Consider the following 24,762-nt stretch of genomic DNA (forward strand, 5'->3'; position numbering starts at 1 on the left):
GATTCCAAGTCTCTTTTTTTGAGCTAAAAATTTTCTTATTCCTCATGTAAAAGTAAGCCTCAAATATCCTAATTTTAAGGGTATGCAAGAGGCTTTTCTTCATTATATATGGCAATTTAAAAAGTTTGATACCACTGCGTTAAAATCAACCCGTGGTGAAGGCATCACCTTGCGAAATACTGGACATCCAAATTTGCATGGAGGTCCAGATTTTTTCAATGCTCAACTTGAAATTGACGGCATTCTCTGGGTAGGAAACGTGGAGTTACATATAAAGTCCAGTGATTGGTATGTGCACCATCATGAAACTGACCTGGCTTATGACAATGTTATTTTGCACGTGGTCTATGAACACGATACTGATATTTTTAGGAAAAATAATTCAGTGATTCCGACGGTTGAGTTGAAAGACATTATACACTCTAAGGTATTTCACAACTATCAACACCTGTTAATGGCGCCCCATAAATGGATCAATTGCGAATCTGATTTTGCGAATGTTGATGATTTTATAGTGGATAATTGGTTGGAACGTCTGTACATTGAACGTCTCGAAAGAAAATCGAAGACTATAGAAGAGTTATTGTATGCCACAAAAAACGATTGGGAAGCAGTGCTGTTTACGCTTCTTGCCAAAAATTTCGGACTTAAAATAAATGGTGATGCTTTTTTGAGCATGGCCAAATCCTTTGACTTTTCAATCATCCGAAAACTCCATAGCCAACCGCTGCAATTGGAAGCCTTATTATATGGGCAGGCAGGAGTACTCGACAAGGATTTTGAAGAAGCCTATTATTTGAGTTTAGTAAAAGAATATCACTTTTTGAAACAAAAATTCAACTTGTCCACTACTCATGTGATTCCGTTGCAATATTTTAGACTTCGACCTCCTAATTTCCCAACCATCAGATTATCTCAACTCGCGATGCTGTACCATCAACATCCTAATTTTTTCGCGAAACTGATGGCCGCTGAGACATTGGAAAATCTGTACCAACTCTTTCGAGTGGGCACCTCCGAGTTTTGGACCACGCATTTCACTTTCGAAAAGACATCAAAACTTTCTAAAAAGGTTCTTACAAATAATTTTATCGATCTCCTTCTGATTAACACCGTGCTGCCTCTTAAATTCAGCTACTTAAAACACCAAGGTAAGAACCCAACAGAACTTAATTTACAGCTTGCCCAAATGATCAGCCCCGAAAAAAACAACATTATTACTGCCTTTGATGCGCTCAAACCACTGGCAACTAGCGCCATGCTTACCCAAGCACTACTTCAGCTAAAAACGGAATATTGCGATAAAAATAGGTGTATGAAATGTGCTATTGGCAATTCAATTTTAGCAAAATAAAGACTGATTAAAATAACAAAAAATGAGTACATTGCGGCATGAACATCTTGTACAGAGCCTTACTTTATTTTCAGAAACGTGGGTATTACGTCTGTCAGCGAATTGCGGATAGATTAGGAATTCGGGCAAAGGTGGTGCGTATTTCTTTTATGTACCTCACTTTTGTAACCGTAGGATTCGGTTTTGCACTCTATTTGTTTTTTGCGTTTTGGATGCGTATAAAAGATCTTATCTATACCAAACGATCTTCTGTTTTTGATTTATAAGCTATGAACGCGCTAGATAAATTTCACGACTTCAATGTTGTAGCTTATAGTTGTCACTTCATTGGTTATTACGAGATGCTTAAGCATTTCTTATGGAGGTTTCATCTCGATAACCTCAAATTTTAATTATGATAAAACCCATCACCATTCTTAAGCCTCCCGATGTTTATCATATTTTTCATTTTAACAACCAAATTTTTATAAAATCATTTTTTTTTAGCATCTTGTGGTGTTTTTAACCAAATATTATAACTAACTAATACAAAATTCCCTTATGAAGAAGTATCTTCTCACCCTATTTATCACGCTCTTTCCTGTTTTGTTTTTTGCTCAAGATCTAGATATTAAGGGAGATATAGTAAACCCATCAGAAGCTATCAATGATGGTGTTATTGTCGTTACAGCATCAGGAGGGGTTGCGCCTTATACTTACCGATGGAGTGACCAAAACACGCCTTTAAGCTCCAATAAAGCAATGGGTTTAACTGAAGGTGTGCCCTATACCGTAGTGGTGACAGATTCCAATGGCGATACCAAAACCGCGGTTTATACCGTTAAGACAGGCGCAATTACAGAAGTATTTAACGGAACGATGACCCCAGCAGTGGCTGCACTTGGGGCTATTTTATTTTGGGATCCTTTTGCCGCAATTGGGGTTTATGACCCAGTGGTTTATGCAGATGAAAAGCAAATTGGGGTGCCAGATTGGACTAATGAAGTTGAAAATAAATATACACTTAAGCAGTGGCTCAAACCTGAAGGCGCTCAAGTGTCTAAAGATGTACCCATAACAATTATAACTGATAAGGAAGGCAAAGAAATTATTGTAAATTCTTCCGCTCAAGGAACCTTAAAACATCTTACGGCAGAAGGGAAGGTCATTTATAATTCTGACAATAGTAAACACGTCATTGAGCAAGGCGCCCATAATTTCGCTCAAGTTATATATGATGAGCCAGTAGTGCTGACACATCCTAATGGAGATCCATTAACAAAGCCAATTCCATTTATTGTGATTTGGTTGGTCGTGGGAGCCGTATTCTTTACAATAAGAATGGGCTTTATAAACTTTAGAGGTTTTAAGCATGCTATAGATTTAGCACGTGGAAAATATGATGATCCGAGCGCTCCAGGACAAGTAACCCATTTTCAAGCCTTGGCGACTGCAGTTTCTGGAACTGTTGGTTTGGGGAATATTGCCGGCGTTGCGGTAGCTGTTTCGGTTGGTGGAGCAGGCGCAACATTCTGGATGATTGTCTGTGGACTTTTGGGGATGTCAACAAAATTTGTAGAATGTACTTTAGGCGTAAAATACAGAGATATTTTACCTGATGGACGTGTATTTGGTGGCCCAATGAACTATTTGCGTTACGGACTCGAAAAACGTCAAATGAAAGGCTTAGGAAAAGTATTGGCCGGATTATTTGCCGTATTGGCAGTTGGCGCCTCTTTTGGAGGTGGCAACATGTTTCAGGCCAATCAGTCTTTTGAACAAATGGCTGGACAATTTCCAGTATTAGTGGGTAACGGATTCTGGTTTGGAATTATTACAGCGATTTTAGTTGGTGTGGTAATTATTGGAGGGATCAGCAGTATCGCCAAAGTAACGGGAAAAGTTGTGCCAATTATGGCTTCCATATATATAGTTGCAGCCTTGGCCGTGATTATTATGAACATTCAAAACGTTGGACCTGCATTTGCTGCTATTTACGATGGTGCATTTAGTGCCTCCGCTTTAAAAGGTGGTGTCATTGGGGTACTGGTTGTTGGTTTCCAGCGGGCCGCGTTCTCTAATGAGGCCGGTGTTGGGTCTGCCGCTATTGCACATAGTACGGCAAAAACCAATCACCCACCATCTGAAGGCTTTGTGGCATTATTAGAGCCCTTTATTGATACGGTTGTAGTGTGTACATTAACTGCACTTGTTTTGATCTTTACCGGAATGCACGAAGTTGAAGGTTTGGCAGGAGCGCAGTTAACGTCTGATGCTTTTGGAAGTCAAATTTCTTGGTTCCCATATGTGTTGGCGGTAGCAGTATTCTTATTCGCGTTCTCTACTATGATTTCATGGTCCTACTACGGAATGAGAGCTTGGACATACTTATTTGGGAAAAGCAAAAAAATCGAATTCATTTACAAAATGTTATTCTTAGTATTTGTGGTTATTGGAGCTTCAGTAAGTTTAGGCGCTGTGTTAGATTTCTCAGATATGATGATTTTGGCTATGTCATTCCCTAATATTATTGGGCTTTACATCATGTCAAAAGAAGTCAAATTTGATTTGGATGCGTATATCGTAAAACTCAAGGCTAATTTGCTTTATAAAAAGCAAGAGCCTAATAATTAAAATGTCATCATGGCAATCAAATCCCATTTCAAGTTTTCTAACAGTCAACGAAATGGGATTTTTTTATTAGCCATACTCATCGTTGTTGCGCAAGCGGTTTATTTTTTTGTAGATTTTTCACCTAACGTTAGCCATACTAAACATGAGGAAATAGAATACTTTAGACAGCAGGTCGATTCGCTCAAACAAATCGCCTCTGAAAAGAACATTCCTAAAGTGTATCCTTTTAACCCCAATTTCATTACCGATTATAAGGGTTATACGCTTGGGATGACACCTGAGGAAATTGACCGGTTGTTAGCATTTAGAGCTAAAGATCAATGGATCAATTCTGCACAACAGTTTCAAGACGTTACCAAGGTTTCTGATTCTATGCTGACTGTTTTGTCACCACTATTTAAATTTCCAGATTGGGTTACAAATCCGAAACCTAAAGCCCATTGGGTGGATTATTCTAAAACTCAAGATCAGAAAAATTATGCTTCAAAAACCTACGCCCAAAAACAAGATTTAAATACCGCTACAGCACTCGATTTGCAAAAAATAAACGGGATTGGCGAAAAAATATCTGATAATATTATTAAGTATCGGAACAAATTTAAGGGTGGATTTATTTCAGAAGTCCAACTGCAGGATATTTATGGATTAACGCCAGAAGTCATTTCGCGCCTATTGAATGATTTTGCAGTAAAGACTCCTAGAGTTGTGGAAAAGATTGATCTGAATAGCGCAAGCAAAGAACAATTAGTCACCGTACAGCATATCGATTATGAGATTGCACACCATATAATTGAACAACGCACCCTTAGAGAAGGCTTCAAATCTTTTGACGAACTGCTGTTAGTTAAAAAATTTCCAGTTCAAAAATTTGAGATAATTACGTTATATTTGAAACTTAATTAAATGAAAAAGACAACGTATGAACAGCATGTACTTCACAGAAGAACATCAACTTTTTAGAAAAAGTTTACAAGATTTCTTAAAGAAAGAGGTCGTTCCGCATATTGACAAGTGGGAAAAAACAGGAACTATTGAACGATTTATTTGGAAAAAGTTTGGAGATATGGGCTTCTTCGGAATCAATTATCCTGAAGCTTATGGCGGAATGGATCTCGATTTATTCTACACGGTTATTTTTCTTGAGGAATTACAAAAGATAAATTCGGGAGGCTTTGCTGCAGCTATGTGGGCTCATGCTTATTTGGCCATGACCCACCTTAATAAGGAGGGCAGTCATGACATCAAAGAAAAGTATTTGGCGCCTAGTATTACCGGCGATAAAATTGGGTGTTTATGTATCACCGAGCCTTTTGGTGGAAGTGATGTTGCAGGAATGCGCACCACAGCAATAAAACAGGGGGACAGGTATGTGATTAATGGTTCTAAAACCTTTATCACTAACGGTATTTACAGTGATTATTTGATAGTTGCTGCCAAAACAGATCCAGATGCAGGACACAACGGGATGAGCATTTTTGTGATGGACAGAGATACCCCAGGGATTTCGTCTACTAAATTGGACAAGTTGGGCTGGAGAGCATCAGATACTGGAGAGATTGCATTTGATAATGTGACCATTCCAGCCGATCAATTGATGGGCGAAGAAGGCAAAGGCTTTCCTTACATTATGCAACATTTTGCCTTGGAACGCTTGATTATGGGGATTAACGCCCATGCCAGAGCTGAGTTTGCCTTGGAATATGCGGTGCAGTATATGTCTGAGCGTACTGCGTTTGGCAGAACCATTGATAAATTTCAAGCTCTGCGTCATAAAGTTGCCGATTACTATACGGAAATGGAAATATCCAAGGAATTCAATTATTCTGTAGCCCACCGTTTGAATAAAGGCGAATACGTAGTGAAAGAGGCGACCATGTCTAAATTGCACGCCACTAAAATGGCTGATGAAATTATTTACGGGTGTCTGCAATTTTTAGGCGGCTATGGCTATATGGAAGATTATCCATTGGCAAGAATGCTTCGTGATAGCCGACTAGGCCCAATCGGCGGCGGCACTTCTGAAATTTTGAGAGAAATTATCGCTAAAATGGTGATTGATAAGAAGGACTATAAACCTAGCACCTAATATTTTAAATCACTATTTGGCGAACATTCCTCACGGAATTATCGCTAAAATGGTGATTGATAAAAAGGATTATAAACCTGCCACCTAATATTTTAAATCACCATTTTAGCGAACATTCCTCACGGAATTATCGCTAAAATGGTGATTGATAAGAAGGACTATAAACCTGCCACCTAATATTTTAAATCACTATTTGGCGAACATTCCTCACGGAATTATCGCTAAAATGGTGATTGATAAAAAGGATTATAAACCTGCCACCTAATATTTTAAATCAGCATTTGGCGAACATTCCTCACGGAATTATCGCTAAAATGGTGATTGATAAGAAGGACTATAAACCTGCCACCTAATATTTTAAATCAGCATTTGGCGAACATTCTCACGGAATTATCGCTAAAATGGTGATTGATAAGAAGGACTATAAACCTGCCACCTAATATTTTAAATCAGCATTTGGCGAACATTCCTCACGGAATTATCGCTAAAATGGTGATTGATAAAAAGGATTATAAACCTGCCACCTAATATTTTAAATCAGCATTTGGCGAACATTCCCAACGGAATTATCGCCAAGATGGTGATTGACAAGAAGGATTATAAGCCGGCAACTTAGCGAGGATATAGTCTCGCATCTCAACATATAAAAACCTCATTTAGTGAATTTAAGTCCACTCAAATGAGGTTTTTTTTTATACTTTTAAGCCCAAGTCACTACTAATCTACCATCTACAACATGAAACACCTACTCACCTTAGCGCTCTGCTTTTTATGTTTTTCCGCGATCGCTCAAAAAGAACTGAAAAATAAAATTTCTGATTTCGGGACTTTGATGCCTATTGAAAGCGCCAGCATCTATGTGCAAAACACCACCATTGGAACAGTCAGCAATGCCGATGGTAAGTTTGTGTTGCAAGTGCCGCTGCAATTTGCAAGTGATACTTTGGTGATTTCCTCCATCGGATATAAAAGTTTTAAAACCACAGTTAGTGATTTTGACAATACCCAAGAAATTTATCTGGAGGAAGATGTGGCGTCTTTAGATGAAATTGTATTGGTGGCAGAAACCCGTCCTAAAACCGGAAACGATATTGTGCTTAAAGCATTAGAAAAGCTTTCAGTGAATATGCCAGAACAACCCTATTTACAAAAAGGATTTTTACGTCATAAGGAACGCAACCGAAGAGAGTTTAAATGGCTTATCGAGAGTGCCATAACAGTGTATGACTCGGCTTATACCTCACCATCCAAAGAGAATCTTAAAATAAATGTAGATCAAGTTCGGAAAAGTTATGATTTGCGTGACGTGGATAGCTTGCTAACCTATACGGCATATTTGAAAGAAAACGCCAATAGAGTAAACTTACAGGCGCGTAATCTAAGGCGGGATACCATTAAAACATCGAGTTTGGTAAAAGCCATAAAATGGAATGATACGCGAATTAACGGTCTTCAAAACTTGTTTGAAAGCAAGTTAAATGTGTTTAGAAATGTTAACGCCACGCGTGCTTTATTTGGCGAGGATGTGTTGGATACCCACCAATTCCGTTTGGATACCATTTTGGTGGACAATGATCGGAAGCTTTATAAAATAAAAATTTCTGAAAGCCATAAGTATGTAAATCTGGAGACGAAAGGTGTCTTTAATGATGGGTATCACGCCAAAGGTTGGCTCTACATTTACTACGATAATTATGCCATTAAGAAACTGGAATATGAGTTGGAAGCCGCATCAAAGGCGCAAAAGAGCAGAAGTAAGACTCTTTTTGACACACAAATCAACCATAAAATTACGATGACCTTTAGAGAATATCAGGGAAAAATGTATCCTAATTATATCTATTACGAAACTCCTAAATTAGTGAATGTGGGTTACAAGCCAACCAAGCCTGGCCAAGTCATGGAAGAAGAAACCAATACTGATGAGCGTTTTTATTATACCGTTCAAGAAGTTCTATTTACTGAAATTATTTTGGATGCTGACCGTATAAATGAAGCATTGCAACATTCTTGGGATCCTGACATTTTCGCTGTAAAACCATATAACAAGGAATTTTGGAGAAACTATAACACGCTCTTGGAAAGTGAGGAGGATGAAAAGCTGATCCAAGATCTGACGAAGCGTTCGTCATTGTTTAAAGATTAATACTACGGACGTTAGCGTTTAAATGAGCATTTTTCCTATATCTTTAGAGAAAACAAAACGGTTTACATATGAATGAAATGTCTTATATAACAGCAGCTGTTTTAGCACCTTACTTTAGTTATGATCTGTTTCTCAATAAAAACGCCTTAAACACGACTACGTTACGAATTCTGGGTGTGTACAACATGTTGTTTTTAATTGCTGCCATCACGGTTACTATTATGGACTCAGAATTCATCTTTAACAATTGGTGGTTATTCACGCTATTTGCGTTGCCTACCTTGATTTTTCAAATATTAAAATTCAGAAATTCTAGTAGGTCTCAAGTTCAGAAAAACCGTCTATAAGATTCGCTAGAGTAATATTTAAATTTAAAATAATTATTGACTTTGTAGTGAGCTCCCAACAATTTTCAAATTTTTAATTGCAGATTATAATTTACTTTTTATATTTGCAGCCTGAAAAATCTAAAAGAGAGGAGGTTAAGACACTATGTTAATAATACCAATTAAAGAAGGAGAACAAATAGATAGAGCGTTAAAGCGTTATAAACGAAAGTTTGATAAAACGGGGACGAAACGTCAATTACAGACTCGTAAACAGTTTAACAAACCTTCAGTAGAGCACAGAGCTTTGATACAAAAAGCACAATACGTTCAACGATTAAGAGATCAAGAAAACGTGTAAGCGTTTATTGATTATTATAAAAAAGGATTCCTGCATGAGCAGGAATTTTTTTTTACCCTATATTTAAAATCTGAACACCTCAATTGATTGTTACATGTCTGCACCACATTCAGAATTCGCCTATTTTTCAGAATATCTCCGTCACGAAAAGAACTATTCTGAACTGACGGTCAAGGCGTACCTTACAGATCTTGAAGCGTTTTCAGAATTTATGGCAGAGGAGTCAGGCTATAAAACTATTCAAGATGTCCATTATTCCCAAATAAGAACATGGATCGTAGCGTTGGTAGAAACTCAAATATCCAACCGAACAATTAATCGGAAAATTTCCGCTTTAAATTCCTATTTTAAATTTTTGATCAAGACCGGAACCATTGAAGCAAATCCGCTATCCAAACACAGAGCTTTAAAAATGACCAAAAAAGTTCAAATTCCATTTTCGCAAAAAGAGATGGGCGATGTGATGAAGATTTTGGAAACTGAGTCTGATTTTGAAGGCCTAAGAAATCGATTGATTGTGGAATTGTTTTATGCTACAGGCATTCGTCGCATAGAGCTGATTGACATTAAGATGAAAGATATAGATTTCTCCAATAAAACTTTAAAAGTACTGGGAAAACGGAATAAAGAACGTTTTATCCCGTTAATTGATGCGGTGGTAGTAACGGCCAAGCAGTATTTAGAATTTCGAAGCACTCTAAACAGGGTTCAAGATTCTGAATATTTGTTTCTAACCAAAAAAGGGTTAAAAGTATATGAAACCCTTGTTTACAGAATTATAAATGAGTATTTTAGTAAAGCATCTTTAAAAGTAAAAAAGAGTCCGCATATTTTGAGGCACTCTTTTGCGACCCACTTACTTAATGAAGGTGCTGATTTAAATGCGGTAAAGGAATTGCTTGGACATTCCAGTTTAGCGGCTACACAGGTTTATACCCACAATAGTATCGCGGAATTAAAAAAGGTGTACGATAGTGCACATCCAAGAAGTATAAATAATAACTAGTGTCTAACCCAAATGAAGGCATAAAATTTTTAGACTGAAGGTGTATAAATATTATGCTGCTAATTTATTAAAACCACAACAGATGAAAGTAAACATTCAATCAGTTAACTTTAGTGCAGACAAGAAGTTGATCGACTTTATTCAAAAAAGAATGGATAAGTTAGATTTGTTTTATGATAAGGTCATTCAATCTGATGTCTATCTAAAAGTTGAAAATACCAGCGACAAAGAAAATAAAATTTTTGAGGCCAGAGTAAATGTGCCAGGAGATAGCTTTGTGGTAAAGAAGCAATGTAAAACATTTGAAGAAGGTGTAGACATGGCTGTGTCGTCACTTGAAAGACAGCTAAAACGAAGAAAAGAGAAGTTAAGAACACATATTTGAAAATTATTTGAAAAAAAATAAAAAAAATGTTTTGAAAACTTAAATATTTCTATACATTTGCAGTCCGTTAGAAATAGCGGGCTTTTTTATTGAAGAGAAAGATCATAAAAAGCCGATGTAGCTCAGCTGGCTAGAGCAGCTGATTTGTAATCAGCAGGTCGTGGGTTCGAGTCCCTCTATCGGCTCAAAAAACTCCTAGAGTTTTTGAGATTGTTTCTCTTCGATAAAAGAACTGGGCAACCAGTTAAGAGTTCATTAACACAGATTGAATAATTGGGGAGATACTCAAGCGGCCAACGAGGGCAGACTGTAAATCTGCTGACTACGTCTTCGCAGGTTCGAATCCTGCTCTCCCCACAAAGTTTTTCAAAATTGGTATCATAAAAATGCTTACTTTTGCAAAACTTAATTTGAAAGTACTCGTTCGGAGTAATTCGGACAGGATTAATGAGCCTAGCGCGTTAGTTCATAATTAACATGATTACGTTCATTAGGTAATGAGGTTTGAAATTTCTAAACGGAAATTTCTAAAAATTGCGGGAGTAGCTCAGTTGGTAGAGCGTCAGCCTTCCAAGCTGAATGTCGCCGGTTCGAACCCGGTCTCCCGCTCTAAAGTGAAATGTGATCACGTATAACGTCGATCCGCTCTTAAAGAGGATATCATCGCAACAACTTGGCGTGGTGTCCTGCTCTAGATTAATTTACGAGCTCCGTACTGTGATTTACGAATCGTAGATCTTAAAATCGGCTAGCGTAAATCAACCGCCGGTGTAGCTCAGGGGTAGAGCGTTTCCTTGGTAAGGAAGAGGTCACGAGTTCAATTCTCGTCATTGGCTCTTTTTTAAAATAAGCAAAATTAAATTTTTGAACACTAATATAAATTAAGATTAAAATAAATTAAACATGGCAAAGGCAACTTTCGATCGTTCAAAACCACACCTTAACATAGGTACTATTGGACACGTGGATCACGGTAAAACAACTACGACTGCAGCTATTACTAAAGTATTAGCTGATGCAGGTTTTTCAGAAGCAAAATCATTTGATCAAATTGATAACGCTCCAGAAGAAAAAGAAAGAGGTATTACAATTAATACATCTCACGTAGAATATGCAACAGCTAATCGTCATTACGCTCACGTTGACTGTCCAGGTCACGCGGATTACGTAAAGAACATGGTTACTGGTGCTGCTCAAATGGATGGTGCTATTCTGGTTGTTGCTGCAACAGATGGTCCTATGCCACAAACACGTGAGCACATCCTTTTAGGTCGCCAAGTAGGTATTCCTAGAATGGTTGTATTTATGAACAAAGTTGACTTAGTTGATGACGAAGAGTTATTAGAACTAGTTGAAATGGAAATCAGAGATTTATTATCATTCTACGATTATGATGGTGATAATGGTCCTGTTGTTCAAGGTTCTGCTTTAGGTGCACTTAACGGTGAACAAAAATGGGTAGACGCTCTTCTTAAATTAATGGAAGAAGTTGACGTTTGGATTGAAGAGCCAGTTCGTGATATGGACAAGCCTTTCTTAATGCCTATTGAAGATGTATTCTCTATTACTGGTCGTGGAACTGTTGCTACAGGTCGTATCGAAACTGGTATTGCTAAAACTGGAGATCCAGTAGAAATCATCGGTATGGGAGCTGAGAAATTAACTTCTACTATTACTGGTATTGAAATGTTCCGTCAAATCCTTGATAGAGGTGAAGCTGGAGATAACGCAGGTATCTTGTTAAGAGGTATTGAAAAATCTCAAATTACAAGAGGTATGGTTATCGTTAAGCCAGGATCTGTTAAGCCACACGCTAAGTTTAAAGCTGAGGTTTATATCTTGAAAAAAGAAGAAGGTGGTCGTCATACACCATTCCACAACAACTACCGTCCACAGTTCTACGTACGTACAACTGACGTGACAGGAAACATTATGCTTCCAGAAGGTGTTGAAATGGTAATGCCAGGAGACAACTTAACTATTACAGTAGAATTGATTCAATCAATTGCAATGACAGTAGGTTTACGTTTCGCTATCCGTGAAGGTGGTAGAACTGTAGGTGCAGGTCAAGTAACTGAAATCTTAGACTAATTATAATGGTCAAAATATTAATTAAGGCGTCTTGAATATTCAGGGTGCCTTGATTATGTTTACGGGTTTAGCTCAGTTGGTAGAGCACTGGTCTCCAAAACCAGGTGTCGTGAGTTCGAGTCTCTCAACCCGTGCAAAACAATTTAAGTTATTAGTCCAATAATTTAAATGATTATAATAAAAAATTAAAAGCGTTTGCTTTGAAATAAACACAACCATAATGGCAGGATTTGCAAATTATATTTCGGAATCTTTTGGTGAATTAAAAAACAACGTGACATGGCCAACATGGGCAGAAGCACAGCGTTTAACCATAGTAGTAGCTGTATTCTCAATTATATTTGCCTTGGCAATTTGGGGAGTTGATACAGTGTTTAGTGGAGTTATCGAAGCTTATTTCGACTGGATTAAGTAAAATACAAATAAAGAATGTCTGAAACTAGTGGAAATAAAAAGTGGTATGTTGTAAGGGCCGTTAGTGGTCAAGAAAACAAGATCAAAGCTTATATTGAAAACGAAATTACCCGTTTGGGTCTAGAAGATTTCGTTGACCAAGTTTTGGTGCCTACTGAAAAAGTAATACAAATCCGTAACGGAAAAAAAATCAATAAAGAAAAAGTTTATTTTCCAGGTTATATCATGATTCAAGCCAACTTGAGTGGCGAGATTCCTCACATCATTAAATCCATAACCAACGTTATTGGATTTTTGGGTGAAACAAAAGGAGGTGAACCTGTGCCGTTAAGACAATCTGAAGTAAACAGAATGTTAGGTAAGGTTGATGAACTTACAGTTGATGCGAATGCCAATGTGGCCATTCCATTTACAATAGGTGAAACAGTTAAAGTAATCGATGGTCCATTCAACGGTTTTGATGGTACGATTGAGAAGATTAACGAAGAGAAGCGTAAGCTTGAAGTAATGGTGAAGATCTTTGGAAGAAAGACACCATTAGAGTTGAGTTATATGCAAGTTGAAAAAGTTTAATAATTGTTACATATAGATCGCATGCCTCTCGGCTTCCAATGGAGAGTTATGCAACTAAAATTTTAAAAATGGCAAAAGAATTAAGTAAAGTAGTTAAGCTACAAGTTCGGGGAGGCGCAGCGAATCCATCGCCGCCGGTAGGACCCGCTTTAGGAGCTGCTGGAGTTAATATCATGGAATTCTGTAAGCAATTTAATGCTAGAACTCAGGATAAGCCAGGTAAAGTATTACCTGTTGTGATTTCTGTATTCAAGGATAAATCGTTTGATTTCGTTATTAAAACTCCACCAGCTGCGGTACAATTATTGGAAGCGGCCAAAGTAAAAAAAGGATCTGGAGAACCGAACAGAAAGAAGGTAGCAAAAGTAACCTGGGATCAAATTAAAGCGATTGCTGAAGACAAAATGCAAGATTTAAATGCATTTACTTCAGAGAAAGCTATGGATATGGTTGCAGGTACAGCAAGATCAATGGGTATATCCGTAACAGGTAAAAAACCTAATTAAACATTTCTGAAATGGCTAGAATAACAAAAAAGCAAAAAGAGGCAAGAGCTAAAGTTGACAAAAACAAACTTTATACTCTTGAGGAGGCTACAACTTTATTAAAAGAAATCACTTACACAAAATTTGATGCTTCAGTGGATATCGCTGTAAGACTAGGAGTAGATCCTCGTAAAGCAAACCAAATGGTAAGAGGTGTAGTATCTTTACCTCACGGAACAGGAAAGGACATGAAAGTTCTTGCATTAGTAACACCTGACAAAGAGCAGGAAGCTAAAGATGCAGGTGCTGATTATGTAGGATTGGATGAATACCTTGAGAAAATCAAAAATGGTTGGACAGATGTTGACGTGATCGTTACCATGCCTGCAATCATGGGTAAATTAGGTCCTTTAGGACGCGTATTAGGCCCAAGAGGTTTAATGCCAAACCCTAAGACAGGAACAGTAACAATGGATGTGGCTAAAGCAGTTGCAGAAGTTAAAGCTGGTAAGATTGACTTTAGAGTTGATAAAACAGGTATCGTTCACGCTCCAATCGGGAAAGCATCATTTACTGCTGACAAGTTGATGGACAACGCTAACGAACTGTTGACAACCTTAATTAAAATGAAACCTGTTGCGGCTAAAGGTGTGTATGTAAAAAGCATCTTTATGTCAAGTACCATGAGTCCAAGTATATCAATTGATACTAAAATAGGTTAGTAGTTAAACTTTAATATTATGACAAGAGAAGAAAAATCACAAGTTATTGAAGAGTTGACTGCTCAATTAGCGGATAATACACATATCTATTTAACAGATATCTCTGGATTAAGCGCTGGATCCACTTCAAATTTACGACGTGCTTGCTTTAAAGCAAACATTAAAATGGCCGTTGTAAAAAATACATTGCTAGCAAAAGCAATGGAAGCTTCTGATAAAGATTTTGGCGACTTGCCAACAACTTTAGTAGGAAACACTTCTGTAATGTATTCTGAAACTGGTAATGCTCCAGCTAAAGTTATAAAAGAGTTCCGTAAAAAGTCTGATAGGCCTTTGCTTAAAGGTGCTTTTATAGAAGAAGCAATCTATATTGGAGATGACCAATTAGATGCATTAGTTGACATCAAGTCTAGAGAAGAGTTAATTGGAGACATCGTAGGATTGTTACAATCTCCAGCTAAAAACGTTATCTCTGCACTTAAGTCAAGTGGTGGCAAAATAGCAGGCATCGTCAAAACATTATCCGAAAGAGAAGGATAATCAAACAAGTACGCACTTAAACAAATTATATTTTATTAAAATTATTAAAACGATAGAAAATGGCAGATTTAAAAGATTTCGCAGAAAAATTAGTTAACTTAACAGTAAAAGAAGTTAACGAATTAGCTACAATATTAAAAGATGAGTACGGTATCGAACCAGCTGCTGCTGCAGTTGCAGTTGCTGCAGGTGGTGGTGCTGGTGCTGAAGCCGCTGAAGAGCAGTCAGAATTTGACGTTGTTCTTAAGGCAGCAGGTTCTTCAAAATTAGCAGTTGTTAAATTGGTAAAAGAATTAACTGGTTTAGGTTTGAAAGAAGCTAAAGAATTAGTTGATAGCGCACCAAGTAACGTTAAAGAAGGTGTTTCTAAAGATGAAGCAGAAGCTTTAAAAGCTCAATTAGAAGAAGCTGGAGCAGAAGTTGAGCTTAAATAAGCTTAGCCCAAACTACAATTTATGGTTTAGGTCTTCCCAATCCCGATAGTAATCGGGACGGAATGACCTAAACCCTTTTGTGTATATTAAAAGTACATAAAAAAACTACTATTTTTTTTAATCAAAATCTCGTTCATCGATGTTAGCACAAAAAGCTGAAAGATTAAATTTCTCTTCTATTGTAAATAGAACGGATTATCCTGACTTTCTGGATATCCAAATAAAATCCTTCCAGGATTTTTTCCAATTAGAGACTAAATCTGAACAAAGAGGGAATGAAGGTCTCTACAACACCTTCATGGAAAACTTCCCAATTACCGACACTCGCAATCAATTTGTCTTGGAGTTTTTGGATTATTTCATTGATCCACCAAGATATTCTATTGAAGAATGTATTGAAAGAGGATTAACGTACAGTGTGCCATTAAAAGCGCGTTTGAAATTGTATTGTACAGATCCTGAACATGAGGACTTCGAGACTATCGTTCAAGATGTGTATTTAGGTACCATTCCTTACATGACGCCAAGTGGAACCTTCTGTATTAATGGTGCTGAGCGTGTTGTCGTTTCACAATTGCACAGATCTCCAGGAGTTTTCTTCAGTCAGTCTTTCCATGCGAATGGAACTAAATTATACTCTGCCAGAGTTATTCCTTTTAAAGGGTCGTGGATTGAATTCGCTACAGATATCAATCAAGTGATGTATGCGTATATCGATCGTAAGAAAAAATTACCAGTTACTACCTTGTTTAGAGCTATCGGCTTTGAACGTGACAAGGACATTCTTGAAATTTTTGACCTTGCTGAAGAGGTTAAGGTTTCTAAGTCTGGACTTAAGAAAATCATTGGTCGTAAATTGGCAGCTCGTGTGTTGAACACATGGCACGAAGATTTTGTTGATGAAGATACCGGTGAAGTAGTTTCAATTGAACGTAACGAAATTGTACTTGATCGTGATACTGTTTTAGATAAAGACAATATCGAAGAGATTCTTGAGGCTGATGCAAAAACTGTTCTTTTACACAAAGAGAGTGCTCAGCAAGGCGATTATTCTATCATCCATAATACGCTACAAAAAGATCCAACAAACTCTGAAAAAGAAGCTGTTGAACATATCTACCGTCAATTGCGTAACGCGGAGCCGCCTGATGAGGAGACTGCACGTGGTATTATTGACAAATTATTCTTCTCTGACCAACGTTACTCTTTAGGTGAAGTAGGTCGTTATAGAATGAACAAAAAACTACAATTGGATATCGGTATGGATAAGCAAGTGCTTACCAAATTGGATATCATTACAATTATAAAATATTTAATTGAGCTTATCAACTCTAAAGCTGAGATTGATGATATTGACCACCTTTCTAACCGTCGAGTACGTACAGTAGGGGAGCAATTATCTCAACAATTTGGTGTTGGTTTAGCCCGTATGGCACGTACAATTCGTGAGCGTATGAACGTTCGTGACAATGAGGTGTTTACACCAATCGATTTGATTAACGCGAAGACCTTGTCTTCTGTAATCAACTCTTTCTTTGGAACGAATCAATTATCTCAATTTATGGATCAAACCAATCCATTGGCTGAGATTACGCACAAACGTCGTCTATCAGCATTAGGACCTGGAGGTTTGTCTAGAGAGCGTGCAGGATTCGAGGTTCGTGACGTTCACTATACCCACTACGGACGTCTATGTCCTATTGAAACTCCTGAGGGACCAAATATTGGTCTGATTTCATCACTTTCGGTGTATGCTAAAGTGAATGGAATGGGCTTCATTGAAACACCTTATCGTAAAATTACGGATGGTGTTGTTGACATTAAAAATGAACCAACCTATTTAAGTGCCGAAGAGGAAGAAGATATGTTGATTGCGCAAGCAAACATCAAGATTGATTCTACAGGTAAAATTACTGAAGATAAAATTATTGCCCGTCAAGAAGGTGATTTCCCAGTAATTGATCCAGCTAACGCTAACTATACTGACGTTGCTCCTAACCAAGTAGCTTCAATTTCAGCATCGTTAATTCCATTCTTGGAGCATGATGATGCCAACAGAGCCTTGATGGGATCTAACATGATGCGTCAGGCAGTACCATTATTGCGTGTTGATGCACCAATTGTAGGAACTGGATTAGAGCGTCAAGTAGCTTCAGACTCTAGAGTATTGATTAATGCAGAAGGTGATGGAACTGTTGAGTATGTAGATGCCAACGAAATCACCATCAAATACGAACGTACAGAAGAACAAGCCATGGTAAGTTTTGATAGTGATACCAAAACCTATCCATTAGTGAAGTTCAGAAAAACCAACCAAGGCACGTCAATTAACTTAAAGCCTATTGTAACCAAAGGTGATAAAGTTAAAAAAGGACAAGTACTTTGTGAAGGTTATGCTACTCAAAACGGAGAGCTCGCTTTAGGTCGTAACATGAAAGTGGCATTTATGCCATGGAAAGGATACAACTTTGAGGATGCGATCGTGATTTCTGAAAAAGTAGTACGTGATGATATTTTTACATCGATTCATATTGATGAGTATTCATTAGAAGTTAGAGATACCAAATTAGGTAACGAAGAATTGACTAATGATATTCCTAACGTTTCTGAAGAGGCTACTAAAGACTTAGATGAAAATGGTATGATTCGTATTGGTGCTGAGATCAAACCAGGTGATATCCTTATCGGGAAAATCACACCAAAAGGTGAATCTGATCCAACACCAGAAGAAAAATTATTAAGAGCAATCTTCGGTGATAAAGCTGGTGATGTAAAAGATGCGTCTTTAAAAGCATCTCCATCATTACACGGTGTGGTTATTGAGAAAAAATTATTCTCAAGAGCTGTAAAAGACAAACGTAAGAGAGCTAAAGATAAGGAGGATATTGATGCATTAGAATCAGTTTACTACAGAAAGTTTGACGATTTAAAAGCTGTTGTGGTTGATAAATTGTTCGCTATTGTAAACGGTAAAACTGCCCAAGGTATCTTTAATGATCTTGGAGAGGAAATCATTCCAAAAGGTAAAAAGTATACCTTAAAGATGTTAAACTCTGTAGATGATTATACGCATTTAACTTCAGGAGTTTGGACTACTGACGATCATACTAATGGTTTAATTGCGGATTTGATCCACAATTATAAAATTAAGGAAAATGACCTTCAAGGGTCGTTGCGTCGTGAGAAGTTTACAATTTCTGTAGGAGATGAGTTGCCAGCGGGAATCATCAAATTAGCTAAAGTTTACATCGCTAAGAAACGTAAACTGAAAGTTGGTGATAAAATGGCAGGGCGTCACGGTAACAAAGGTATCGTTGCGCGTATTGTACGTCAGGAAGATATGCCATTCTTAGAAGATGGAACTCCGGTAGATATCGTATTGAATCCACTTGGTGTACCTTCTCGTATGAACATTGGTCAAATCTATGAAACGGTTCTTGGATGGGCTGGTCAAAAATTAGGTCGTACGTATGCAACTCCAATTTTTGATGGGGCTACTTTAGATCAAATTAATGAATTGACGGATGAAGCTGGAATTCCACGTTTCGGACATACATATTTATATGATGGTGGTACGGGAGATCGTTTTGATCAACCTGCAACTGTTGGTGTAATTTATATGTTGAAACTAGGACATATGGTGGATGATAAAATGCACTCACGTTCAATAGGACCATACTCATTAATTACACAACAACCATTGGGTGGTAAAGCTCAGTTTGGTGGTCAGCGTTTTGGTGAGATGGAGGTATGGGCACTTGAAGCTTATGGCGCATCTGCAACCTTACGTGAGATCTTAACAGTAAAATCTGATGATGTTATCGGTAGAGCAAAAACTTACGAAGCAATCGTTAAGGGAGAGCCAATGCCAGAACCAGGACTACCTGAATCTTTCAACGTACTTATGCACGAATTGAAAGGATTAGGATTAGATATTAGATTGGAGGAATAATATCGCAGATATTATTCCGTGGTAGAGACAGATGATTATCTGTCTCTACCCAATCCAAAAAATTAAATTTTAATTTGTTAGTACCATAAAAAATGGCAAGAAGACAAGATAAGAATACAGTACAGAGATTTAATAAAATCTCCATTGGTTTAGCGTCTCCAGAGTCTGTTTTAGCAGCATCTCGAGGTGAGGTTCTTAAACCTGAAACTATTAATTATCGAACACACAAACCAGAAAGAGATGGTTTGTTCTGTGAGCGTATTTTTGGTCCTGTAAAGGATTTTGAATGTGCTTGTGGTAAATATAAACGCATCCGTTACAAAGGTATTGTTTGTGACCGTTGTGGTGTTGAAGTAACTGAAAAGAAAGTACGTAGAGACAGAGTAGGGCATATTAATTTGGTAGTGCCTGTAGCTCATATCTGGTATTTCCGTTCATTACCAAACAAAATTGGATATGTATTGGGGTTACCTTCCAAGAAATTGGATATGATTATTTATTACGAACGTTATGTCGTAATTCAACCAGGTAATGCCAAAAATATCGACGGAGAACCATTACAAAGATTAGATTTCTTAACGGAAGAAGATTACTTGACAATTCTTGAATCCCTTCCACAAGACAACCAGTATTTAGATGATAATGATCCAAACAAATTCATCGCCAAAATGGGTGCTGAATGTTTGATTGATTTACTTTCAAGAATTGATTTAAACGATTTATCTTTTGAATTACGTCATAAAGCAAACACTGAAACGTCTAAACAACGTAAAACTGAAGCGTTAAAACGTTTACAGGTTGTTGAAGCCTTCCGTGACTCTAACGCCAATCGTGAGAATCTACCTGAGTGGATGATCATGAAGGCGATTCCAGTAATTCCACCAGAATTACGACCGTTAGTGCCTTTAGATGGTGGTCGTTTTGCGACTTCAGATTTAAATGATTTGTACCGTCGTGTTATTATTCGTAACAACCGTTTGAAGCGTTTGGTTGAGATCAAAGCGCCTGAGGTAATTTTACGTAATGAGAAACGTATGTTGCAAGAATCAGTAGATTCATTATTTGACAACACACGTAAAGCATCTGCAGTAAAAACAGATTCTAACAGGCCATTAAAATCGTTATCTGATTCCCTTAAAGGAAAACAAGGACGTTTTCGTCAAAATTTACTTGGTAAACGTGTGGATTATTCAGCACGTTCGGTAATTGTCGTTGGACCAGAATTAAAATTATTTGAATGTGGATTGCCTAAAAACATGGCAGCTGAACTTTACAAACCGTTTATCATCAGAAAACTGATTGAGCGTGGTATCGTAAAAACAGTAAAATCTGCAAAGAAAATTATAGACCGTAAAGAGCCTGTAGTTTGGGATATATTAGAGAATGTTTTAAAAGGACATCCGGTTCTTTTAAACCGTGCTCCAACGTTGCACAGACTAGGTATTCAAGCGTTCCAGCCTAAGTTAATTGAAGGTAAAGCAATCCAATTGCACCCATTAGTATGTACGGCGTTTAATGCCGATTTTGATGGGGATCAAATGGCAGTGCATTTACCATTAGGACCTGAGGCTATTTTAGAAGCTCAATTATTAATGTTGGCTTCTCATAACATCTTGAACCCTGCTAACGGTTCTCCTGTTACTGTACCTTCTCAAGACATGGTGCTTGGTCTTTACTATATGACCAAGGAACGCAAGTCTACGGATGAGGTTAAAGTGAAAGGTGAAGGTTTAACATTCTATTCTGCAGAAGAAGTAAACATTGCTTACAATGAAAAGATGGTCGATTTAAACGCGGCAATCAAAGTAAGAACTGAAGACTTTAACGAAGAAGGAGAATTAGTAAAACAGATTGTGTCAACTACTGTTGGTCGTGTACTCTTTAACGAGAAAGTACCAGCTGCAGCAGGATATATCAATCAAGTATTGACTAAAAAATCGTTGAGAGATATTATTGGTAACATCCTAAAAGCAACTTCTGTTCCTGAAACAGCTGAGTTTTTAGATGAAATCAAGGATTTAGGCTATAAATTTGCCTTCCAAGGTGGATTATCATTTAGTTTAGGTGATATTATTATCCCGCCGGAAAAACAAAGCATGATTGATAGCGCCAACAAACAAGTTGATGGTATTATGGCCAACTATAACATGGGTCTTATTACCAACAATGAGCGTTACAACCAAGTTATTGATATCTGGACGTCTACAAATGCGGAATTGACTGAATTGTCAATGAAACGTATCCGTGAAGATCAACAAGGATTCAACTCAGTGTATATGATGCTTGACTCTGGTGCTCGTGGATCTAAAGAACAGATTCGTCAGTTAACCGGGATGCGTGGATTGATGGCGAAGCCTAAAAAATCTAATGCAGGTGGTGGAGAGATTATTGAAAACCCGATTCTTTCTAACTTTAAGGAAGGTCTATCAATTTTAGAATACTTTATCTCTACTCACGGTGCTCGTAAAGGTCTTGCCGATACCGCACTTAAAACGGCAGATGCTGGTTACCTAACACGTCGTTTGGTAGATGTATCTCAAGATGTTATTATCTACAGTGAAGATTGTGGAACATTAAGAGGTATTGAAGTTTCTGCATTGAAGAAAAATGAGGAGATCATTGAAACTCTTGAAGATAGAGTAGTGGGTAGAACGTCATTAAATGATGTTTACGATCCATTAACTCAAGAACTTATTGTTGGTGCAGGTGAGCACATTTATGATCCAATCGCAAAACGCATACAAAATTCGGCTTTAGAGTCGGTTGAAGTACGTTCAGCATTAACTTGTGAGGCTAAAAAAGGAATTTGTTCTAAATGTTACGGACGTAACCTTGCTACCGGTAAGATGGTACAAAGAGGTGAAGCTGTTGGTGTCGTTGCTGCCCAATCTATTGGAGAGCCAGGTACACAGTTAACACTTCGTACCTTCCACGTTGGAGGTATTGCGGGTAACATTTCTGAAGAAAATAAATTGACGGTTAAATTTGACGGTATAGCTGAAATTGAAGATTTAAAAGTAGTCAAAGGAAAAGATAGCAATGGCGAAGCTGTTGATGTTGTAATTTCTCGTACTTCTGAATTCAAATTGGTGGATGCTAAAACAGGAATTACACTAAGTACGAATAATATTCCTTACGGATCATTCATCTACTGCGAGCCAGGAGATAAAGTGAAGAAAGGCGACGTCATTTGTTCATGGGATCCATATAACGGGGTTATTATTTCTGAGTTCGCCGGTAAGGTAGCTTATGAAAATATTGACCAAGGTGTCACTTACCAAGTTGAAATTGATGAGCAAACAGGATTCCAAGAGAAGGTAATCTCTGAGTCTAGAAACAAGAAATTGATTCCGACATTGCACATTCAGGATGCTAAAGGTAACGCCATACGCTCTTACAACTTACCTGTAGGTTCTCACATTATGATTAATGATGGCGAGAAAATTAACGTCGGTAAGGTATTGGTGAAAATTCCACGTAGATCAGCTAAGTCTGGTGATATTACAGGAGGTTTACCACGTGTAACTGAGTTATTTGAAGCACGTAACCCTTCAAATCCAGCTGTAGTAAGTGAGATTGATGGTGTTGTTTCTTTTGGAAAAATCAAAAGAGGTAACCGTGAGATTGTTATCGAGTCTAAATTAGGTGAGGTTAAGAAATATTTGGTAAAACTATCTAGTCAGATTCTTGTTCAAGAAAATGATTATGTGAAAGCCGGTATGCCTTTATCTGATGGGTCAATCACTCCTGATGATATCTTAAATATTAAAGGACCTTCAGCAGTGCAGCAATACTTGGTAAATGAAGTACAAGAAGTATATCGTTTACAAGGTGTGAAGATTAATGACAAGCATTTTGAGGTAGTGGTAAGACAAATGATGCGTAAAGTTAGAATCATTGATTCTGGTGATACTATTTTCTTAGAAGATCAATTGGCTCATAAATCAGATTTCATTGAAGAAAACGATAAAATTTTCGGAATGAAGGTGATTGAAGATGCTGGAGATTCTAAGACACTTAAACCAGGACAAATTGTTACAATGCGTCAGTTAAGAGATGAAAACTCTGTGATTAGAAGAGAAGATGGTCAGTTGGCTGTTGCAAGAGATGCACAACCGGCTACAGCAACTCCTATATTACAAGGGATTACGAGAGCGTCATTACAGACTAAATCGTTTATTTCAGCAGCATCGTTCCAAGAGACGACTAAAGTACTTAACGAAGCCGCAGTAAGCGCTAAAGTTGACGAGTTAGAAGGCTTGAAAGAAAACGTAATTGTCGGACACAGAATTCCTGCGGGAACTGGTGTAAGACGTTACGAGAACATCATCGTTGGTTCTAAAGAAGAATTCAACCAAATGATGAAAGCTAAAGAAGAGTTGAATTTTAATTAATGAGATGCCACTTCTGTTTTTTACAGAAGTGGTTCATCAAATTATCCCCGCGCAGGCGGGAATCTTTTAAATAAGTTAACAATCATGGTGAATCATAGTTGATTCTCAAAATCGTCAGTTTTTTCAAGAGACCAATTTTAAAAATATAATTCCTGATTTTTCAGGATTGTAAGTACATATTATGAGCGACATCAAAGAAGACCCAAAACAAGGACAAATCAATATTGAATTGGATGAAAAAATTGCGGAAGGTATTTATTCCAATTTAGCAATCATCAACCATTCTGTTTCTGAATTTGTTGTTGATTTTGTAAGCATCATGCCCGGAACACCTAAAAGCAAAGTGAAGTCACGAATTATCCTGACGCCACAACACGCCAAGCGTTTGCTCAAGGCTTTAGGCGAGAATGTCAAGCGTTTTGAAAATGCCCATGGTGAAATTAAGGATTATGAACAACCACCGATACCATTAAATTTTGGCCCGACTGGCCAAGCATAACCCACAAAAAATCCCTTTGAAACTTAATTCAAAGGGATTTTTCTTTTTTAGAAATAGTTAGGCTACTTTCTGATTTATATGAAATTTTAAAGCTCCGGACGGACATTTCTGAACTTGGCTAATGATGCTCTGCGATGGTGCACCATCTAAATCAATCCAAGGGATTACAGAATTCCGAAATACATCTGATAGTTCTTTTGCACAACGACCAGCATTGATGCAAACACGAGGTTCGTAAGTAATAGTCATCTCGCTATTACTAAACTGGTTCATAATGGTTTCCATAAATAGTTCAATTTGGGGTTTGACACTATCTAGATTTGGAAAAAGTAATTCAACAAAGCATCTATTTTTTTAAACCCCTCGATTAAATGTATAAAA

The 24,762-nt window shown here is 37.5% G+C and carries 21 protein-coding genes and 5 tRNA genes; 25 read left to right on the top strand and 1 reads right to left on the bottom strand.

Going from position 1 to position 24,762, the window contains the following annotated elements:
- Positions 1–82: 82 nt before the first annotated feature.
- The 25 genes from ES711_RS05625 (at position 83) to ES711_RS05745 (ending at position 24,381) form a co-directional block, all read left to right on the top strand.
- Entirely contained in the window at positions 83–1,354 is a 1,272-nt protein-coding gene (locus tag ES711_RS05625) for a DUF2851 family protein (protein WP_146891174.1), read from the top strand.
- A gap of 38 nt (positions 1,355–1,392) precedes the next feature.
- Entirely contained in the window at positions 1,393–1,620 is a 228-nt protein-coding gene (locus tag ES711_RS05630; protein ID WP_146891176.1) for a PspC domain-containing protein, read from the top strand.
- A gap of 274 nt (positions 1,621–1,894) precedes the next feature.
- A complete protein-coding gene (locus ES711_RS05635) occupies positions 1,895–3,967 on the top strand; it encodes an amino acid carrier protein (protein ID WP_146891179.1) in 2,073 nt (690 codons plus the stop codon).
- Between the two features lie 9 nt (positions 3,968–3,976).
- Positions 3,977–4,870 (top strand): ComEA family DNA-binding protein, encoded by an 894-nt coding sequence (locus tag ES711_RS05640; protein WP_146891182.1) that lies wholly within the window; start codon positions 3,977–3,979, stop codon positions 4,868–4,870.
- Positions 4,871–4,886: 16 nt separating this feature from the next.
- Positions 4,887–6,053, top strand: a complete 1,167-nt coding sequence (locus ES711_RS05645; RefSeq protein ID WP_146891185.1) for an acyl-CoA dehydrogenase family protein — start codon at positions 4,887–4,889, stop codon at positions 6,051–6,053.
- 736 nt (positions 6,054–6,789) lie between these two features.
- Positions 6,790–8,199: a carboxypeptidase-like regulatory domain-containing protein gene (locus ES711_RS05650; protein WP_146891188.1), complete on the top strand. Its 1,410-nt coding sequence runs from the start codon at positions 6,790–6,792 to the stop codon at positions 8,197–8,199.
- Positions 8,200–8,276: 77 nt separating this feature from the next.
- Positions 8,277–8,546 carry a hypothetical protein gene (locus ES711_RS05655; RefSeq protein ID WP_146891191.1) on the top strand — a complete coding sequence of 90 codons (270 nt, stop codon included), beginning with the start codon at positions 8,277–8,279 and terminating at the stop codon, positions 8,544–8,546.
- Between the two features lie 145 nt (positions 8,547–8,691).
- The gene (gene rpsU / locus ES711_RS05660) at positions 8,692–8,886 is read left to right on the top strand and encodes a 30S ribosomal protein S21 (RefSeq protein WP_146891194.1); all 195 of its coding nucleotides are present in this window, start codon (positions 8,692–8,694) and stop codon (positions 8,884–8,886) included.
- 94 nt (positions 8,887–8,980) lie between these two features.
- Positions 8,981–9,892: a tyrosine-type recombinase/integrase gene (locus ES711_RS05665; RefSeq protein ID WP_146891197.1), complete on the top strand. Its 912-nt coding sequence runs from the start codon at positions 8,981–8,983 to the stop codon at positions 9,890–9,892.
- 82 nt (positions 9,893–9,974) lie between these two features.
- Entirely contained in the window at positions 9,975–10,277 is a 303-nt protein-coding gene (hpf, locus tag ES711_RS05670) for a ribosome hibernation-promoting factor, HPF/YfiA family (RefSeq protein ID WP_146891200.1), read from the top strand.
- A 111-nt stretch (positions 10,278–10,388) separates the two neighbouring features.
- Positions 10,389–10,462 (top strand) — tRNA-Thr (locus ES711_RS05675).
- Positions 10,463–10,552: 90 nt separating this feature from the next.
- Positions 10,553–10,634: transfer RNA gene (locus tag ES711_RS05680), tRNA-Tyr, on the top strand.
- Between the two features lie 179 nt (positions 10,635–10,813).
- Positions 10,814–10,886, top strand: a tRNA-Gly gene (locus ES711_RS05685).
- A gap of 155 nt (positions 10,887–11,041) precedes the next feature.
- Positions 11,042–11,113 (top strand) — tRNA-Thr (locus ES711_RS05690).
- Positions 11,114–11,180: 67 nt separating this feature from the next.
- The gene (gene tuf / locus ES711_RS05695; protein ID WP_146891203.1) at positions 11,181–12,368 is read left to right on the top strand and encodes an elongation factor Tu; all 1,188 of its coding nucleotides are present in this window, start codon (positions 11,181–11,183) and stop codon (positions 12,366–12,368) included.
- Between the two features lie 61 nt (positions 12,369–12,429).
- Positions 12,430–12,502, top strand: a tRNA-Trp gene (locus ES711_RS05700).
- Between the two features lie 86 nt (positions 12,503–12,588).
- Positions 12,589–12,783, top strand: coding sequence for a preprotein translocase subunit SecE (secE, locus tag ES711_RS05705; protein WP_146891205.1), 195 nt, complete (start codon positions 12,589–12,591; stop codon positions 12,781–12,783).
- A 14-nt stretch (positions 12,784–12,797) separates the two neighbouring features.
- Entirely contained in the window at positions 12,798–13,355 is a 558-nt protein-coding gene (gene nusG, locus ES711_RS05710; RefSeq protein WP_146891208.1) for a transcription termination/antitermination protein NusG, read from the top strand.
- 68 nt (positions 13,356–13,423) lie between these two features.
- Complete coding sequence (gene rplK / locus ES711_RS05715) at positions 13,424–13,861, top strand: 50S ribosomal protein L11 (RefSeq protein ID WP_146891211.1); 438 nt, start codon at positions 13,424–13,426, stop codon at positions 13,859–13,861.
- Positions 13,862–13,872: 11 nt separating this feature from the next.
- Positions 13,873–14,562, top strand: a complete 690-nt coding sequence (gene rplA / locus ES711_RS05720; RefSeq protein ID WP_146891214.1) for a 50S ribosomal protein L1 — start codon at positions 13,873–13,875, stop codon at positions 14,560–14,562.
- Between the two features lie 18 nt (positions 14,563–14,580).
- Positions 14,581–15,102 carry a 50S ribosomal protein L10 gene (gene rplJ, locus ES711_RS05725; RefSeq protein ID WP_146891216.1) on the top strand — a complete coding sequence of 174 codons (522 nt, stop codon included), beginning with the start codon at positions 14,581–14,583 and terminating at the stop codon, positions 15,100–15,102.
- Between the two features lie 59 nt (positions 15,103–15,161).
- Complete coding sequence (gene rplL, locus ES711_RS05730; protein WP_146891219.1) at positions 15,162–15,536, top strand: 50S ribosomal protein L7/L12; 375 nt, start codon at positions 15,162–15,164, stop codon at positions 15,534–15,536.
- A 139-nt stretch (positions 15,537–15,675) separates the two neighbouring features.
- Positions 15,676–19,488: a DNA-directed RNA polymerase subunit beta gene (rpoB, locus tag ES711_RS05735; protein WP_146891222.1), complete on the top strand. Its 3,813-nt coding sequence runs from the start codon at positions 15,676–15,678 to the stop codon at positions 19,486–19,488.
- 92 nt (positions 19,489–19,580) lie between these two features.
- Positions 19,581–23,882: a DNA-directed RNA polymerase subunit beta' gene (rpoC, locus tag ES711_RS05740; protein ID WP_146891225.1), complete on the top strand. Its 4,302-nt coding sequence runs from the start codon at positions 19,581–19,583 to the stop codon at positions 23,880–23,882.
- A gap of 181 nt (positions 23,883–24,063) precedes the next feature.
- Positions 24,064–24,381 carry a DUF3467 domain-containing protein gene (locus ES711_RS05745; protein WP_146891228.1) on the top strand — a complete coding sequence of 106 codons (318 nt, stop codon included), beginning with the start codon at positions 24,064–24,066 and terminating at the stop codon, positions 24,379–24,381.
- Positions 24,382–24,438: 57 nt separating this feature from the next.
- Here the strand turns inward: ES711_RS05745 and ES711_RS05750 are convergent, their stop codons facing one another.
- A complete protein-coding gene (locus ES711_RS05750) occupies positions 24,439–24,666 on the bottom strand; it encodes a (4Fe-4S)-binding protein (protein ID WP_146891230.1) in 228 nt (75 codons plus the stop codon).
- Between the last annotated feature and the right edge of the window lie 96 nt (positions 24,667–24,762).

The organism is Gelidibacter salicanalis (genome assembly GCF_007997285.1).
GTDB lineage: Bacteria > Bacteroidota > Bacteroidia > Flavobacteriales > Flavobacteriaceae > Gelidibacter > Gelidibacter salicanalis.